Here is a 15,522-nt window from a genome sequence, read left to right as displayed (position 1 = left end):
ACTGGTGGATGCGCGCGTATCGCCCACCGGCAGTCTCGAAAACCTCTCCCAACGCGAAGTCGCCCAACTGCTGAGCGCAGGGCACGGCGGCGTCTACCAGCTCTTCCGTCGCTGCGCGCTTGCAGTGCTGTCCTCTGGCCTGCAGACGGACGACATCCGCGACATCTTCGGCCGCTACAAGGACTTCGACATCCGCCTGGGCCGTCAGGCCTGGGGCGTGAAGCTCGAAGTCCGCAACGCGCCTTCGAGTGCGTTCGTCGACGGCCAGATGATCCGCGGCATCAAGGAGCACCTGTTCGCGGTGCTGCGTGACATCGTCTATATCCACGACGCGATCCTGGGCAACAACCGCTTCGATCTGAACGATCCTGCGTCGATCACGAACGCGGTCTATCAGATCCTGCGCAACGCCCGGATTCTCGACTACAAGGGCCGGCCCGACCTGGTCGTCTGCTGGGGCGGTCATTCGATCGGTTCGGCCGAGTACGACTACACGAAGAAGGTTGGCTACGAGCTGGGCCTGCGCGCGCTGAGTGTCTGCACCGGCTGCGGCCCGGGCGCCATGAAGGGCCCGATGAAAGGTGCAACCATCGGCCACGCGAAACAGCGCATCCGCGACGGTCGTTACATCGGCATGACGGAGCCCGGCATCATCGCCGCCGAACCGCCGAATCCGATCGTGAACCAGCTCGTGATCATGCCGGACATCGAGAAGCGTCTCGAAGCGTTCGTGCGCACGGCCCACGCGATCATCGTTTTCCCCGGCGGCGCCGGCACCGCGGAAGAAATCCTGTACCTGCTCGGCATCCTGCTCAATCCCGCGAATGCGGAGCAGCCGCTGCCCGTGGTCTTCACAGGGCCCTCGTCGTCAGCTGACTATTTCGCGCAGATCGATCGGTTCATCGGTGCGACCCTCGGAGAGGCCGCACAGCGGCGCTACAAGATCGTCGTCGGCGATGCTGCCCAGGCCGCGCGCGAAGTGGCGAAGGGAGTCGAAGCCGTACGCGAGCACCGACGAACCCACCGCGATGCCTACAACTTCAACTGGCTGCTGAACATCGCGCCCGATTTCCAGCGGCCTTTCGAGCCGACCCACGAAGCCATGGCGAAGCTCGAGCTGCGCCGCGGCCTCGAACCGCATGTCCTGGCGGCGAACCTGCGCCGGGCCTTCTCCGGCATCGTTGCGGGCAACGTGAAGGAGCAGGGTGTCCAGGCAATCGAAACGCATGGCCCGTTCGAGCTGCACGGCGACCGGGAGATCATGACGCTGCTCGATGAGCTGCTCGCGGCCTTCGTCGCACAAAAACGCATGAAAATCGCCGGCGAGTACCGGCCCTGCTACCGGCTGGTCGCATGAGTGCTCCGCTGAAACTGACGTACCGGGTCGCGCTCCCGGATTCGCGCGAACGCGTGTTCAACCTGCAGCTGGACCATGACACCGCGCAGCTGACCTCGGCGCCCGATCCGAATCCGCCCGCATGGACGGAGCTGCCGTTTCACCAGTGCGCGGGATGCCCGCTCGACGCGGCGAAGACCAAGCATTGCCCGGCCGCGCTGCACCTGGCGAGCATCATCGACGGCTTCGCCGATCTGGTCTCCTATGACACCGTCCGTGTGACGGTCGAAAGCGAAGAGCGCAGCGTCATCGCGACGCTGTCGGCGCAGCAGGCACTGGCGTCGCTGATGGGCCTGATCATGGCGTCGAGCGGCTGTCCGCGGACCGCGGTTTTCCGGCCGATGGCGCGTTTTCATCTGCCGTTCTCGAGCGAATCGGAGACTGCCTATCGCGTCGCTGCGATGTATCTCGTCGCACAGCATTTCAAGGCGCGCGATGGCGGCACGGCGGATCTGGATCTGAAGAATCTCGAGAGCGTTTATCACGGCATGCACGCAGTGAATCGCGGGATGGCGCAGCGCCTGCGTGCCGCGAGCCGGCAGGACGCGATCGTGAATGCGATCGTCCTGCTCGATGTCTACAGCAGTCTCGTGCCTGCTGCGATCCACGAAATACTGGACGAGATCAAGCCCGCGTTCGCGGCGCTTCTTTCCGAACCGTCCTGAAGAAGAGCACACGGAATTTCACACGGAGTTCACGGCGATCACGGAGGCATCGGATTCGAGACTTGTTCATCTCCGCGTGCTCCGTGAACTCCGTGTGAAACTCCCGATCCTCTCCTGACTGTCGAAATAATTGCCTGTTAAATAGCGTGTGAAACCGCGTCAGTGTGTGACGCTGAGCGGCATGTGACAGCTAGGTTATTGCGATCACAGTCGCAGTCTCGCGACTTCACCACATCGCTGTGATCCAGTTCCTCACGCGAGAACCGGGCGAATCATTACCGTGCTTTCCAACAGGAGAGCACGACTATGTCAGAACACAAAGGTGATGAGCTGACAGCGACCGGAACGCATCGGGCGTGGGTCGGTGAGACCGGCGGTGCGGTCGTCCGTGCAGGCAATGCGCCGCGCGAAGGACAGCGCAACTGGCTCGACCGGGCCCAGCCGAGCAATTCCCGTCACGCTGCGATTACGCGTTCGCTGCACAGCTGGAACAACTACAAGAGCTGGACCGACAAGGTCAAGCACGGGTGGGACAAGGACAAGAAGTGACGAGCGATCGCTCGTCATCCCCGCGAAGGCGGGGATCCATGCCTTGATACGACTCCTTCAGAAAGATGGATTCCCGCTTGCACGGGAATGACAGGACGGCTCAGCCGTCGACCGTCAACTGCCCGACCGGCAAGGTGGGCGTCGCAGCAGCCGCAGTCGCCGGCGCCGTTGGTGCAATCGCACCTGCCCGCAAGATCGATGTCATCGCAGGCGCGCCCGGCTGTAATGTCAGGGGCGTACGCTGTTCCAGCCAGCCGATCAGCGGAAGCCACTGGTCGAGATCTTCCCTGACCAGGTATGGCTTCATCTCGTAGAGGCCTGTGCCGGTTTCAGCGGCCCGGATGTAGTTCTGCGAATCGCGCAGCGTGGTGACGACGGGAATCTGCAGCGTCTCCAGGAAGCGCATCAGCGATTTGTACATCAGCGTGTTCTTCTTCACGCGATTGGCGATGACGGCGATGCGCTGGTCCTCGCGTTTCACCTTGGCGATCAGCAGCAGGTCGGAGATGCATTTTGCCGCCGCGTGAATGTCGATATCCGACGGCAATACCGGCACCAGGATCGCGGTGGCATTGCGGGTGATGTCGGGCAGGTTCTGCGGTTCGAGTGCGGCGGGCGTATCGATGACGAGCCGTTCGGTGTCGAGCGGCAGACGGGTAGCAAAGCTGCGGGTGACGCGTGAGTTGCGTTCGTAACCGGCGATGCCGTGAATCGGCTGCTGTCCCTTGGCGCGCTTGCTCAGCCAGCGCGTGCTCGAGCCCTGGGCGTCGAGGTCCATCAGGGTTGGCCGTAGGCCGGATACAGCGAAATAACTCGCCAGATTGGTCGCGATCGTGGTCTTACCGGAACCACCTTTCGGATTCAGTAGAACGATCTTCTGCATGCGAAACCGCTTGCCGCTGGCGGGCGTTTGCTCATCAGCCTACGGGAGAGGGTAATCCAGGTGCAAGGTTCGCTTTGTGACGACCGTCACTGGGTTGCCCGTTGGTCGCAGCAGGTGGCTGTGAGTCCGCTCACATCGACCCCGCAACGGTCCGCGTAGAGTTTCGCAAACATCGAGGCACCCGCATGGAATTCCTGCTGCTCTGGATCGACGATCTCGACGACGCTTTTGGCGCGCTGCGTCATCTGGCGCCCCGGATTATCGGCTTCCTCGTTGCATGCGCGCTCTTCGCCGCGACGGGATTCGCGCTCGTCGTCGCACCGCATGTCACGCTGGCGATCATCGCGCTGGTGCTGTCCGCATTCCTGTTCGAGTTCGCACGGCAACGTTTGATGCGTTCGCGGGAAGCGGTCGAGCGCGTCTGAGCGAAGACCCCGGAGGAAGAATCTCCACGGGGCACACGGGGATCCACGGGGTAAGAACCTCGGAAGAAATCTCCTGTTCCGATCCCCGTGGCTCCCCGTGTGCCCCGTGGAAATTCCTACTCTTTCTTCTCCGCGATCTTCTCGATCCCCCTGACCAGCCGATAGAGCGACTCCGCGACCGGAATCGCCACGCCCAACTCGGCTGCCTTCCGCACGGCACGGCCGATGGTGTCCTCGAGCTCGAGAGGGCGGCCGGCGTTGAAATCCTGCAGCGACGACATGCGGTGCTCCGGCGCCTTGGTCCTGAACGTCTCGCCCGCCTGGAGTACGCGCCGAACCGCCTGGTCTTCCGTTTCCTCGCACATGCTCTTCACCGGCAACATCGAGTCGTCGCTGAGCGCGATGCTCTGGGCGCGGGCCATGGCGCCGATTTCGCGAACGACGCGTGCAACGATGATCGCGATATCGGGATCGAGCAGATATTTCCAGGTCGCCGATCGCGTTGCCACGGACAGCGGCATGTAGCTCGCCCAGACGGCGAACTTCGACCATTCGAGACTCACGATGTCCGGCACGGCGGTCGAACGCACGCCGGCGGCATCGATGGTCGAAGTGATTTCCTTCGCGCGGGGACTCAGGCCCCCGTTCAACTCGCCGACTTGCAGATCCACGTTCCGGGTGAAGAGCGCATCGCCGTTCGCCAGCAACTCGCCGCTCGTGTTGGCCAGCGAGCCGAGGACGCGATCACGTCCGAAGGCGTCGACGAGTTCGTCGTCCTTGAACACCCCGTTCTGGACGGAGAACGCCGCGCCGATCCGCGCGTTTCGCAGCGGCTGAAGCGCGGCGGCTGTGCCTGTCGTCTTCATCGCAACGACCAGCACGTCCGCTTTGCGCAGCTGCGATGCGTCTGTCAGCACGGGGACTTCGACCTGGAAGTCGACCAATCCTTTCACGCGCAGGCCGCCCTCGCGGATCTGCTGCGCACGTCGCTCGCGGACGAGCATGACGACGGAATGGCCGGCGCGGACGAGATGCGCGCCCAGGATGGAGCCCAGGGCCCCGGCGCCGAGGATGGCGAATTTCGGGCTGTTTTCGACGGAACTTGTCATGTCGTGAGCATACTTAAACTGCATGCCGGATTGCGCGAACTGCGTGGGTGCTTTTCAGGCGCGCCGCCGTCATGATCGGCCATCTTCGCAATGACGAGCAGTGTATGACGGGCTTCGGGGGGCGGGAGAAGCTGCTGGCGCTGATCGGGACCGAGTTGCCGCTGATCCAGGCGCCGATGGCCGGATCGCAGGGCAGCGCTCTCGCAATCGCAGTGTCGAATGCAGGCGGGTTGGGGTCGTTGCCGTGCGGCTTGCTGAACGCAGAGTCCGTGCGCGCCGAACTGACTGCGATCCACGCAGGAACCCAGCGCCCTTACAACGTCAATTTCTTCTGTCATCGCGCAGCCGAACCGAACCTGGCGCGCGAGGGTCGCTGGCGCTCGGCTCTCGGCCGCTACTACCTCGAATTCGATGTCGACATCGCGTCGATTCCCACGGGACCCGGACGGCAGCCCTTCACCGTGGAGATGGCGTCGGTGCTCGAAGAATTTCGACCGCGTGTCGTGAGTTTCCACTTCGGTCTGCCGTCGCCATCGTTGCTCACGCGTGTGAAGGCCTGGGGTGCGAAGGTGCTCGCCTCCGCGACGACGGTCGAAGAAGCGCGCTGGCTCGAAGCCAACGGCGTCGATGCAGTGATAGCGCAGGGCCTCGAAGCAGGGGGTCATCGCGCGTCTTTCCTGACCGAAGACATCACGACGCAGATCAGCACGATGGCGCTCGTACCCCAGATCGTTCGCGCAGTGAATGTGCCCGTGATAGCCGCGGGCGGTATCGCGGACCGTGGGGGTGTAGCCGCGGCCATGGCCCTGGGCGCGTCGGGCGTTCAGATCGGCACCGCTTATTTGTTGTGCAACGAAGCGCTGACGTCTCCGATCCATCGCGCCGCTTTGAAATCTCCCACCGCTCAACACACGGCACTGACCAACGTCTTCACAGGCCGCCCTGCGCGCGGCATCGTGAATCGATTGGTCGAAGAGCAGGGACCAATGAGCTCGCTGGCACCGCAGTTCCCGCTCGCCGCCGCCGCCGTCGCCCCTCTGCGTGCAAAAGCCGAGGCCGCTGGACGTAATGATTTCTCGTCGCTGTGGGCGGGGCAGAACGCAACAGGCTGCAAGGAAGTGGGAGCGGGGGAGCTGACGAAGGAGTTGGGAAGAGGAATAGCCGACTAGCCGGCTAGCCGCTAGCAGGTAGCCAGAGAGGGAAGTGGCTCTCGGGTGTTCGTGCTTGCTGTGGGTCCGGCTTCAGCCGGACGTCATGCGAAGCATTCCCGCGGTCGTGCGATAGCGCGGAGCTGGCTGGCCGCCAGCCAGATGCTTTCGCATAACGTCCGGCTAAAGCCGGACCCACACGAGCTGTGAGCCATGAGGGCAGGGTTGCCCGTCGGCTGTCTCATCTCCGGCTCATCGCTCGCCGCTCGCCGCTCATCGCCCTTCCTATCCGTAATTGTCGGCACTCCTCGTCCCCACCCGTCCTGTGAGCATCGCCCCGCTTGCCACAGGAGTCCTGCCATGTGCCCTGCTTGTCTTGCCGCTGCCGCCTGGGCGGTTGCCGGGACCACGTCCGCCGGTGGATTGACCTTCTTCGCTGCCCGCAAGTACCGCGACAGGAAGGCGCGTAAGCAGGCGCCTACCGTTCCCGCGCCCGTCGTCCAGCAGATTCAGCCACGTCGCAAGGCCTGAGAACGCATCGGGCATACTGCGCGGCTTCTGAGGCGACTCCCAAGGTGCGACCCATGCTCTACGCCATCATTTGCTACAACGACGAAGCCGCAGTTGGCTCCTGGACGGCGGAGGAAGATGCAGCTGTCATGGCGCGACACGAGAAGGTGATCGCGGGACTCGCAGCCCAGGGAAAGATGGGGCCGGTGGCGCGGCTGAAGCCGACAACGCTCGCAACGACGGTGCGGTCGGGTCGTGAGAAGGCCGTGCTGGACGGCCCGTTTGCCGAGACGAAGGAACAGATGCTCGGCTTCTACGTCCTCGATGTGGCATCGCTCGCCGAGGCGCAGGAGATTGCGAAGCAGCTCGTCGAGCCGCCCGGCTGTATCGAAGTCCGGCCTGTTCACAGCTTCTTCCCGGGAGCCCCGCTGGCATGACCGATATCGGCTGGATCGATGCGGTTCTCACGAACGCGCGCCCGCAGGCGATCGGCGCGCTGCTGAGGTATTTCCGCGATCTCGATACAGCCGAAGAAGCATTCCAGGAAGCGTGCCTGCGCGCGCTAAAGCGCTGGCCCGTGAATGGGCCGCCAAACGATCCGGTGGCATGGCTCATTCTCGTCGCGCGCAACGTGGCGCTCGATGAAGTCCGGCGGAACAGCCGGTTGCAGGAGCTGCCCTCGGATGACGTGATCTCGAACACGGACGATGCGGAAACGCCGCTTGCCGAGAAGCTCGACAATTCGCAGTACCGTGACGATGTCCTGCGCCTGCTCTTCATCTGCTGTCATCCGGAACTGCCGGCGACGCAGCAGATCGCCCTCGCGTTGCGAGTCGTCTGCGGGTTGTCGGTGCGCGAGATCGCCCGCGCATTCCTGGTGACGGAAGCTGCGATGGAGCAGCGGATAACGCGCGCCAAGCGGCGCGTCGGTACCGCGGACGTTCCATTCGAAACCCCAGGCGCTGCACAGAGAGCCGAGCGGCTCAGTACCGTTGCGGCGATGGTCTACCTGCTGTTCAACGAGGGCTACTCAGCGAGCGGCGGAGAAGTGCATCTGCGCGCTCCGTTGTGCGAGGAGGCGATCCGTCTTGCACGGCTCATGCTGCAACTGTTCGCAGGCGAGAGCGAGCTCATGGGGCTCGCTGCGCTTCTCCTGCTCCAGCATGCACGTGCACCCGCGCGACTAGACAAGGCTGGCGAGATCGTGCTGCTGGAAATGCAGGATCGCAGCCTGTGGAATCGCGACATGATCACCGAGGGTCTGGCGCTGGTCGATGCAGCGCTGCGAATGCGGCAACTCGGTCCCTACCAGGTGCAGGCTGCGATTGCGGCCACGCACGCACAGGCACCGCGTTTCGAAGATACCGACTGGAGCGAGATCGACCGGCTCTACGCCGTGCTCGAAACGTTGCAGCCTTCGCCGGTCGTGACGCTCAATCGCGCTGTTGCAGTATCGAAGGTGCATGGACCCGCCGCCGCGCTCGCGATGGTTGAGCCGCTGGCAGATGCGCTGGCCGGCTACTTTCACTTTCACGGCGCTCGCGGTGCGCTGCTCTTGCAGCTCGAACGCAAAGCCGAAGCTCGCCTCGCGTTCGACCGCGCCTTGTCACTCGCGAATACAGCGGCCGAAGCCGCACACATCCGCGCGCATCTCGATCGCCTGATCGAGGGCAGCCAGGCGGAGGACGCGCAGAAGCCGCGTCGCAAGACCAGTCCGCACAACAGCTGAAGATCCTCCGCGAGAACGTCGGTACCGGCGTTTTCCGCGCGTCCTTGAAGCGAAGGGCGATCGCCGCCGCTTCGGGAAGTGCGCGAAGAGGATCTGCATCATGAAACATCCCATCGTCAGCGAAAGCGAGTGGTTCGCCGCTCGCCGGCATCACCTTCTGCGGGAGAAGGACCTGCTGCGGCAGCTCGACGAGCTGCGCCAGCAACGTCGCGAGCTGCCGTGGGTACGGGTCACAAAGCCCTACGTATTCACCGGGCCGAAGGGTGAGGAGACGCTGGCGGATCTCTTCGGTGAGTGCAGCCAGCTCATCATCCAGCACTTCATGTTCGCGCCCGACTGGGTCGAAGGCTGCGTCGGCTGTTCATTCCAGGCCGACCACGTCGACTCCTCGTTCGTGCACCTTCGGCATCACGACGTCGCCTTCGCTGCGGTGTCTCGCGCTCCTTACGTGAAGATCGACGCGTTCCGCCGGCGCATGGGCTGGCAATTCCACTGGGTCTCGTCCCAGGGGAGCGACTTCAACTTTGATTTCGGCGTGTCGTTCACTGCCGAGGATCTGGCGCGCGGCGCGGTGAGCTACAACTTCGAAACGCGCGAGCTCGACAGCGAGGAAATGCCGGGCGTCAGTGTTTTCTACCGCGACGAGACGGGCGCGATCTTCCGCACCTACTCAGCTTATGGGCGTAGCGCCGAGCACCTCACGGGGGCCTATAACTATCTCGACATGGCGCCGAAGGGCCGTAACGAAACCGGACCTGCCTTCGATCTCACGGACTGGGTGAGGCATCACGATCGCTACGAGAGCACAGCGCCGCATTCGCGTTGTGGGAGGAGGGGAAGCGGCGAGCGATGAGCGGCGAGCGACGAGCCTTCTTCAGCGCCTACCCGTCGCCTTCCTCGCCTGCTTCCGTCGCTTGCGTTTCAGTTCCTCGCGGCGTGCCCGCTGGACCAATCGCTGTTCCTCGAGTCGATCGCGACGAGCGAGCTGGAACGCCACGCGTTGCGCTTCACGATCGAGCTTCGCTGCCTCACGTTCCTTCTGGGCCGCCTTCCGATCCAACGCACGCGCGATCTTCAGCGCGGCTCGCGCGATCTCACGTTCCTCACGAGCGGCTTTCAGCTTTGCTTTCGCTGTCGCCCGGGCCTTGGCAGCCTGCAGCTTCGCCACGATCTTTTCGCGGGCGATGCGGACGGAGGCGGGCACCAGGACTTCCCGGGTGCTGGCGCGTGGCTGGGAGGGCGGTTCGAAGAGAAACTTCTTCATGTCCTGGCGGGGAATGCCCACGGGGGATTCCGGCAACATTCGACGACTTGCAGGGGATGGTACCGGACCCGCCGGGTGAATTCGGCCGGGCCGGTCGCCATTTCCGGGAGGAGCTTCAGGGGAACCCTGTCAGGCGGCGCGTTCCGGGCTTTCTGAATGCGGCGGACGTCACGATTTTGGGGCCGGCGGGTGCTATAAACTGCCGCGAATTGAACAGAAGGGGTGGGACCCTTGATTAGGACCGACGAAGTCATCCGCCTTGCCATGGCCCTGCCGGGCACGGACGAGCACGATCACTGGGGCCATCGCGGCTTTCGCGTCGGCGAGCACACCTATGCCGTGCTCTGGCCGGTCGAGTCGATCGCGATCCTGAAGCTGTCGCAGGACGACCAGCACGCGCTCCTTTCCATGGACCCGTACACCTTCACGGTCGACCAGTGGGCCGAACAGGGCTGGACCAAGGTCCTGCTGAAGGGCATCACCAGCAGCGATTTCGCCGACCAGCTCGAGCGCGCGTGGCGTCTCGTCGCGCCGAAGAGTGCGCTCAAGGCCCTGGACGCTCGTCGCGGCTGATTCCGCGAACGGGCTTGCGGCGCATTGACAGCGCCGGCACCGGGTTCGGCTAGAATCCCTTCCATCGAGCGAACCGCACGGGCCCTGGATCCGCGCAAGCCCTGCTTCAGACGGGCGTCATGCTCGGGAGAAGCCAGACGTGTTCGTGCACCGCAGACAGTTCCTACAGGGTCTCATGGCAGCGTCGCTGCCGGCGAGCCTGATCTCTTGTGCTTCCCAGAAGCCCAATTCCCTCGTCGTCGGCGGCCTGCCGGTGACATGCAATCTCACTCTGCCCGTTGCGTGCGTCGCCAAAGCGGCGAGCAATCAGTCCGCGGCGGCCGATGCGCCGCGCTATGAGTTCCAGTACAGCAAGTACAGCGGCTGGCCAGAGATCAAGGAGTCGCTGATGTCGGGCCGCATCCAGGCGGCATACATGCTCGCGCCGCTCGTCATGGATCTCGCGGACAAGGGCATTCCGGTCAAGATCGTTTCGCTCGGGCATCGTTCCGGCGCGGTCATCATGGTGCGCAAGGATTCCAGCATCGGCTCGTTCAAGGAGCTGACGGGCAAGCGCATCGCGATTCCCAGCCGTTTTGCCGTCGATTTCCTGTTCCTGCGGCGCATGCTCGCCGAGGAGAACATGACGATCGACCAGCTCGAGATCGTCGAGATGCCGCCGCCGGACATGCCGGCCGCGCTTTACGCAAACGCTGTTGACGCTTACTGCACGGGCGAACCCTTCGGCGCAGCCGCACAGAGTGCAGGCTATGCGCGCCCGCTGCGCATGACGCGGGATGAGTGGCCGAAGTACATCTGCTGCGTGCTGACGGTTCGCGAAGAGCTGATCACGGAGAATCGTCCGATGGTCCAGGACCTCGTCAATCAGGTGCTCGGCGCGGGCGCGTGGCTCGATCAGCGCCAGGAGAACCGCAACAAGGCCGTCGAGATCGCTGCCGGGCGCGACTACTTCAACCAGGATCCGAACATCATCCGCTTCGTCATGGAGAATCCGACGGACCGTGTGACCTACGGCGACCTGCGCATGATCCGTTCGGAGTTCGAAGAACTGATGCAGCTGTCGATTGCCGCCGGCACGATCAAGCACCCGATCGCGTACGAGAAATACATGGACGAGAGCTTTGCGCGAGTCGCCCGGCCGGCAGCCATTCACCTCTGATTGGCTGGCGTCCCCTTCGCGATAGCCAGAATTTATCGACCTTCCGTTGCCCCTGGCGCCGAGGGCGCCCTATAAGTGAATCTGGCGCCCGGTGCGCACAGATGCCGCATGCCCTTCATGCCCATAAAGAATCGATTCAGCAGCTCAACAGCCAGATCAGGGCGTCAATCGCGCGCAGGCTGGCTGCTGGCCGCTGTCAGCCTGGTCGTGGCAGCGACGGCAAGCGCTGCGGCATCGGCATTGAAAGCCGGCGTATTCGATCCGCCGCGGCTCGCGCCCGATTTCTCGCTGCAGGGGTCGAACGGCGCGGCGCTCAAGCTGAGCGACTATCGCGGCAAGCTCGTCGTCCTGGGCTTCGGGTTCACGTCGTGTCCCGATGTCTGTCCGACGACGTTGTCGGTGCTTTCATCCGCACGCAAGAAGCTCGGTGCCGCGGGTGCCGAGGTCCAGGTCGTCTACGTCACCGTCGATCCCGAACGCGATACGGCGGCGCGCATGAAGCAGTACCTCGGCACATTCGATCCGACCTTCATCGGCGGCACCGGCAGTGGCGAACAACTGGCGGCAGTTCGCAAGGACTATGGCATCCAGGCCGAGAAGAAGGTGTTCGGCGACAACTACATGGTCGCGCACTCATCGTATGTGTATCTGATCGACCGCAAAGGCGTCCTGAGAGCGCTCATGCCATACGGGCACACGCCGGACGATTACGCGCACGATCTGAAGATGCTGCTGAGCGAATGACTCTCAGCCCGCGCGTGGTGATTGCTGGTCTGTTCGCGGGTGTCGTGCTCGCGGCATTGGGGTGGGCGGGCTTCGCGCCGATCGAGAAGCCGGCGTCGCGCGAGGAGGTCTTCGAGATTCCGCAGGGCACGTGGGCGCGACGCATGGCGGGCGATCCAGTGGAGATCCTGCCGAACGAGATTCGCCTGACGCTGGGGATGAACGACGTTCTGTTGCTGCGCAATCTGGATGATGTGCCGCAGACATTCGGGCCGGCGCTGATGATGCCCGGGCAGAGTTTCCGGTTGCCGTTTGAAGTGGCATCGGAGTATCAGTTCGCGTGCACGGCGCATGCGAATGGTCAGATGACCGTGATCGTCGAGCCGAACCCATCGACGCCGTGGGCGAGGATCGCCTGGCGTACGCGCGAATGGTTGTCGAAGTCGAAAGCCTGATCGAGAACAAGAACGACATGAGAAAGGTGCAGCAGACACTCCCGGCGCTTGCGGTTCTCGCGGTCCTCATCGCGGCCTGGTGGGCGAGCGTGGCCATCACGAAGAGCGTGATCTTTCCTTCGCCCTGGCAGGTGGTGACGGGCACGATCGAGCTGATCGAGGACGGCACGCTCTGGATGCACATCGGCGCATCGCTGATGCGCGTCGGCGCGGGATTCCTGATTGCCGTGATCGTCGCGATCCCGCTCGGGCTCTGGATGGGATGGGTGAAAGGCGCCTACGCAACGCTGAATCCGCTGTTCCAGATCCTGCGCCCCATCTCGCCGATCGCGTGGATCCCGATCGCCATTCTCTGGTTCGGTGTCGGCAATGCGTCGCCGATCTACCTGATCTTCATCTCGTCCGTGTTTCCGATGATCGTGCAGACCACGGTGGGCGTGCACACGATCGAGAAACGCTATCTGCGCGCCGCCGAGAATTTCGGCGTCTCACGCTACGCGCTGTTCACGCAGGTCGTGATTCCCGCTGTGTTGCCGCAGATCATCGTCGGCATGCGCATCGGTCTGGGCGTCGCGTGGCTGGTCGTCGTCGCGGCGGAAATGATCGCGCTGCGCTCGGGACTCGGCTACATGATCATGGACTCGCGTAACGCGGGGAATCGTTACGACCTGGTGATCGCGGGAATGATCATCATCGGCCTGATCGGGTTGTTGCTCGATGGGACGATGCGCATGCTCGAAGGGTTGAAGCTGGTTCGATGGCGGTATGGGCATTGAGACAGAAGCGGTTGGCGGTTGGCGGTTGGCGGTTGGCAAGAAGCGGATAAGAGAGATGCAGAGCTCCAAGATAGAAGTTCGGAATATTCGCAAGGGTTTTGCGAAGGACGATGGGACGGCGTTGAACGTCGTCGACGGCGTGAGCTTTTCGGTCCGCGACGGGGAGTTCGTTGCCATCGTCGGTCCTTCGGGATGCGGCAAGTCGACGCTGATGAACATCATCTCGGGGTTCGTGCAGCCTGATCAGGGGGCCGTGATCATCGACGGGCAGCCGCGCAATAAGCCCAATGCGAAAGGGATTCTGATCTCGCAGCACGGATCGGTGTTTCCGTGGCTGACCGTGCGGGAGAATCTGATGTTCGGCCTGAACGGGCACGCGCCGGCGAACAAGGCTGAGCTGGCTGATCACTACGCTGCGATCGTCGGCCTCACGGGTTTCGAGAAGGCGTATCCCCACGAACTCTCCGGCGGCATGCTGAAGCGCGCCGAGCTCGCCCGTGCGCTGGTTGTGAAGCCGGAAGTTCTCTACATGGACGAGCCGTTCTCGGCGCTCGACGCGCTGATGAGCTTGCGCATGCGCAACGAGCTGCTGCGGATCCTGGCGAAAGAGCGCCACACGGTGATGCTGATCACTCACGACGTCGAGGAGGCGATCCATCTCGCCGATCGCATCATGGTGCTGTCACCGCGACCGACGAGAATCCAGGCGACGTTCGATGTGCCGTTCGCGCACCCGCGACGGCTGTCGAGCCCGGAGGCGCAGGAGCTGAGAGTGGCGATCCTGCGGGAGCTTGGGGTGGATAGTTACGGGGATTAGGAGTCCGGCTGTGGGTCCGACTTTAGTCGGACGTCATCGCGCCAGCGATCCGGGCCTTCTGCCTAACGTCCGACTAAAGTCGGACCGACAGGAAGAGAGCAACGGATGGATTCCCGCTTTCGCGGGAATGACGGTCAGGGCGGCCATTTCCTCGGCCGCTGCAACGTCAGCGCCGCCTTTGACTGCGCGAGCGACTGATTGCTGAGTGAGGTGCCGATCAGGATCGGAATACCTCGATCCTCGGCGGCGAGCAGGTAGCTCACTTCGATATTCGCATACCGGTCGTGCGCGTCCTTCACCTCGGTTCTCTTGCCGAAGAGCGCATCCGCTTCATCGAAGTACAGGACAAAGTTGCCGCGTTCCGCCTTCTCGAAGAGCTGCTGCAGATTCTTCTCGGTCTCCCCGATGTACTTGCTGACGACTTGCGCGAGGTCCACCCGCAGCAGTTGTCGCCCCGCCGACTGAGCGAGTTGCTGTGCGTTCCGGAAGCGCTCCTCTGATGACGAGCCCGTGACGAGGCGGGCATTGCTTTGATCAGTCAGCGCAACCTTGGATACCTTGCGTATGTCGCCAGCGGATACTTTGCGCATGTCATTGGGCTCCGAGTGCGTCGAGGAAGACTTTCGCGAACTGCGGCCCGAGGCCCGCCTCTTCGTGCTTGAAGTAGACGTACACTTCCTTGCACTGAACCGTCGATTCACGAATCCGTTGCGCCCAGCCAGCGATGTCCTCCGGTGTGTAGCCCTCGTCGCGCAGTCGGAAGTAGGCGTAGTCGGCTGTGATGATCGTCGGCGTCGCCATCGTCTCGCCATCGGCGATGCACAGCGCGAGATTCCGTGCCCGCAGTCGCGAGTACAGCTCTTCGTTCAGCCACGATCCATGCCGGAATTCGAATGCGGCGCACGTGTCCTGCGGCAGCGTTTCGAGAAATGCATCGAGCAGCGCCAGGTCCTGTTTGAGGCTCGGAGGCAGCTGGAATAACAGCGCGCCGAGCTTGGGCCCCAGCTTCGCAGCGGTCTCGGTGAAATACTTCACGTTGTCCGCGCAGTCGCGCAGCCTGGCATCGTGGGTGATGCGCTTCGGTGCCTTGAGCGTCAGTTTGAATTTCGGCGGCGTTGCGACGTTCCAGGTCTCGAGCGTCTTCGCATTCGGCATCCGGTAGTAGGTGTAGTTGATCTCCACCGTGGAGAGCCGCTGCGCGTAGTAGGGCAGCATGTCGGCCGCCGCCAGCTTCTCGGGGTAGAAGCTGCCCTTCCACTCTGGGTAGTTGTAACCGGAAGTGCCGACCCAGATGGTCATGATGGAAGCTGTGAGCTACTAGCTGCTAGCAACGAGCCGGAG

General features: G+C 63.3%; 20 protein-coding genes. 15 read left to right on the top strand and 5 right to left on the bottom strand.

Going from position 1 to position 15,522, the window contains the following annotated elements; all coding sequences use genetic code 11:
* Position 1 precedes the first annotated feature (1 nt).
* From ppnN to HNQ60_RS24750, 3 genes are all read left to right on the top strand, one after another.
* Entirely contained in the window at positions 2-1,357 is a 1,356-nt protein-coding gene (gene ppnN / locus HNQ60_RS24760; protein WP_221304451.1) for a nucleotide 5'-monophosphate nucleosidase PpnN, read from the top strand.
* Positions 1,354-2,061 carry a DUF6901 family protein gene (locus HNQ60_RS24755; protein WP_184335454.1) on the top strand — a complete coding sequence of 236 codons (708 nt, stop codon included), beginning with the start codon at positions 1,354-1,356 and terminating at the stop codon, positions 2,059-2,061. Before ppnN ends, HNQ60_RS24755 begins: the two co-directional genes overlap by 4 nt.
* 306 nt (positions 2,062-2,367) lie before the next feature.
* Positions 2,368-2,610, top strand: coding sequence for a hypothetical protein (locus HNQ60_RS24750; protein ID WP_184335453.1), 243 nt, complete (start codon positions 2,368-2,370; stop codon positions 2,608-2,610).
* 100 nt (positions 2,611-2,710) lie between these two features.
* On the opposite strand, the gene HNQ60_RS24745 is transcribed toward HNQ60_RS24750, so the two are convergent.
* The gene (locus HNQ60_RS24745) at positions 2,711-3,493 is read right to left on the bottom strand and encodes a ParA family protein (RefSeq protein WP_184335452.1); all 783 of its coding nucleotides are present in this window, start codon (positions 3,491-3,493) and stop codon (positions 2,711-2,713) included.
* A 185-nt stretch (positions 3,494-3,678) separates the two neighbouring features.
* On the opposite strand from HNQ60_RS24745, the gene HNQ60_RS24740 reads away from it, so the two are divergent.
* Positions 3,679-3,918, top strand: coding sequence for a hypothetical protein (locus HNQ60_RS24740; protein WP_184335451.1), 240 nt, complete (start codon positions 3,679-3,681; stop codon positions 3,916-3,918).
* Between the two features lie 116 nt (positions 3,919-4,034).
* Here the strand turns inward: HNQ60_RS24740 and HNQ60_RS24735 are convergent, their stop codons facing one another.
* On the bottom strand, positions 4,035-5,027 hold the full coding sequence (locus HNQ60_RS24735; RefSeq protein WP_221304429.1) for a ketopantoate reductase family protein: 993 nt from the start codon (positions 5,025-5,027) through the stop codon (positions 4,035-4,037).
* A gap of 104 nt (positions 5,028-5,131) precedes the next feature.
* Between HNQ60_RS24735 and HNQ60_RS24730 the strand changes: the two genes are divergently transcribed.
* From HNQ60_RS24730 to HNQ60_RS24710, 5 genes are all read left to right on the top strand, one after another.
* A complete protein-coding gene (locus HNQ60_RS24730) occupies positions 5,132-6,196 on the top strand; it encodes an NAD(P)H-dependent flavin oxidoreductase (protein WP_184335449.1) in 1,065 nt (354 codons plus the stop codon).
* Between the two features lie 339 nt (positions 6,197-6,535).
* Positions 6,536-6,706 carry a hypothetical protein gene (locus HNQ60_RS24725; protein WP_184335448.1) on the top strand — a complete coding sequence of 57 codons (171 nt, stop codon included), beginning with the start codon at positions 6,536-6,538 and terminating at the stop codon, positions 6,704-6,706.
* A gap of 53 nt (positions 6,707-6,759) precedes the next feature.
* The gene (locus HNQ60_RS24720; RefSeq protein WP_184335447.1) at positions 6,760-7,122 is read left to right on the top strand and encodes a YciI family protein; all 363 of its coding nucleotides are present in this window, start codon (positions 6,760-6,762) and stop codon (positions 7,120-7,122) included.
* Positions 7,119-8,414, top strand: coding sequence for an RNA polymerase sigma factor (locus HNQ60_RS24715; RefSeq protein ID WP_184335446.1), 1,296 nt, complete (start codon positions 7,119-7,121; stop codon positions 8,412-8,414). The genes HNQ60_RS24720 and HNQ60_RS24715 overlap by 4 nt, the downstream gene beginning before the upstream one ends.
* A gap of 91 nt (positions 8,415-8,505) precedes the next feature.
* Complete coding sequence (locus HNQ60_RS24710) at positions 8,506-9,267, top strand: DUF899 domain-containing protein (protein WP_184335562.1); 762 nt, start codon at positions 8,506-8,508, stop codon at positions 9,265-9,267.
* Positions 9,268-9,288: 21 nt separating this feature from the next.
* On the opposite strand, the gene HNQ60_RS24705 is transcribed toward HNQ60_RS24710, so the two are convergent.
* Positions 9,289-9,699 carry a hypothetical protein gene (locus tag HNQ60_RS24705; RefSeq protein ID WP_184335445.1) on the bottom strand — a complete coding sequence of 137 codons (411 nt, stop codon included), beginning with the start codon at positions 9,697-9,699 and terminating at the stop codon, positions 9,289-9,291.
* A 210-nt stretch (positions 9,700-9,909) separates the two neighbouring features.
* On the opposite strand from HNQ60_RS24705, the gene HNQ60_RS24700 reads away from it, so the two are divergent.
* The 6 genes from HNQ60_RS24700 to HNQ60_RS24675 all read left to right on the top strand — a co-directional run bounded on the left by HNQ60_RS24700 (position 9,910) and on the right by HNQ60_RS24675 (position 14,181).
* On the top strand, positions 9,910-10,251 hold the full coding sequence (locus tag HNQ60_RS24700) for an MmcQ/YjbR family DNA-binding protein (protein WP_184335444.1): 342 nt from the start codon (positions 9,910-9,912) through the stop codon (positions 10,249-10,251).
* Positions 10,252-10,426: 175 nt separating this feature from the next.
* Positions 10,427-11,410, top strand: a complete 984-nt coding sequence (locus HNQ60_RS24695) for an ABC transporter substrate-binding protein (RefSeq protein WP_184335443.1) — start codon at positions 10,427-10,429, stop codon at positions 11,408-11,410.
* 117 nt (positions 11,411-11,527) lie between these two features.
* A complete protein-coding gene (locus HNQ60_RS24690) occupies positions 11,528-12,154 on the top strand; it encodes an SCO family protein (protein ID WP_184335442.1) in 627 nt (208 codons plus the stop codon).
* Complete coding sequence (locus HNQ60_RS24685; protein WP_221304427.1) at positions 12,151-12,588, top strand: cupredoxin domain-containing protein; 438 nt, start codon at positions 12,151-12,153, stop codon at positions 12,586-12,588. The genes HNQ60_RS24690 and HNQ60_RS24685 overlap by 4 nt, the downstream gene beginning before the upstream one ends.
* A 17-nt stretch (positions 12,589-12,605) precedes the next feature.
* A complete protein-coding gene (locus tag HNQ60_RS24680; protein WP_184335560.1) occupies positions 12,606-13,364 on the top strand; it encodes an ABC transporter permease in 759 nt (252 codons plus the stop codon).
* A gap of 55 nt (positions 13,365-13,419) precedes the next feature.
* Positions 13,420-14,181 carry an ABC transporter ATP-binding protein gene (locus tag HNQ60_RS24675; RefSeq protein ID WP_184335441.1) on the top strand — a complete coding sequence of 254 codons (762 nt, stop codon included), beginning with the start codon at positions 13,420-13,422 and terminating at the stop codon, positions 14,179-14,181.
* A 134-nt stretch (positions 14,182-14,315) separates the two neighbouring features.
* On the opposite strand, the gene HNQ60_RS24670 is transcribed toward HNQ60_RS24675, so the two are convergent.
* Both HNQ60_RS24670 and HNQ60_RS24665 read right to left on the bottom strand, forming a co-directional pair.
* On the bottom strand, positions 14,316-14,771 hold the full coding sequence (locus HNQ60_RS24670) for an AAA family ATPase (RefSeq protein WP_184335440.1): 456 nt from the start codon (positions 14,769-14,771) through the stop codon (positions 14,316-14,318).
* Between the two features lies 1 nt (position 14,772).
* Positions 14,773-15,480 carry a DUF72 domain-containing protein gene (locus tag HNQ60_RS24665; protein ID WP_184335439.1) on the bottom strand — a complete coding sequence of 236 codons (708 nt, stop codon included), beginning with the start codon at positions 15,478-15,480 and terminating at the stop codon, positions 14,773-14,775.
* Between the last annotated feature and the right edge of the window lie 42 nt (positions 15,481-15,522).

Source organism: Povalibacter uvarum, assembly GCF_014202975.1.
Lineage (GTDB): Bacteria > Pseudomonadota > Gammaproteobacteria > Steroidobacterales > Steroidobacteraceae > Steroidobacter > Steroidobacter uvarum.
This window is presented reverse-complemented; position numbering and strand designations above follow the sequence as displayed.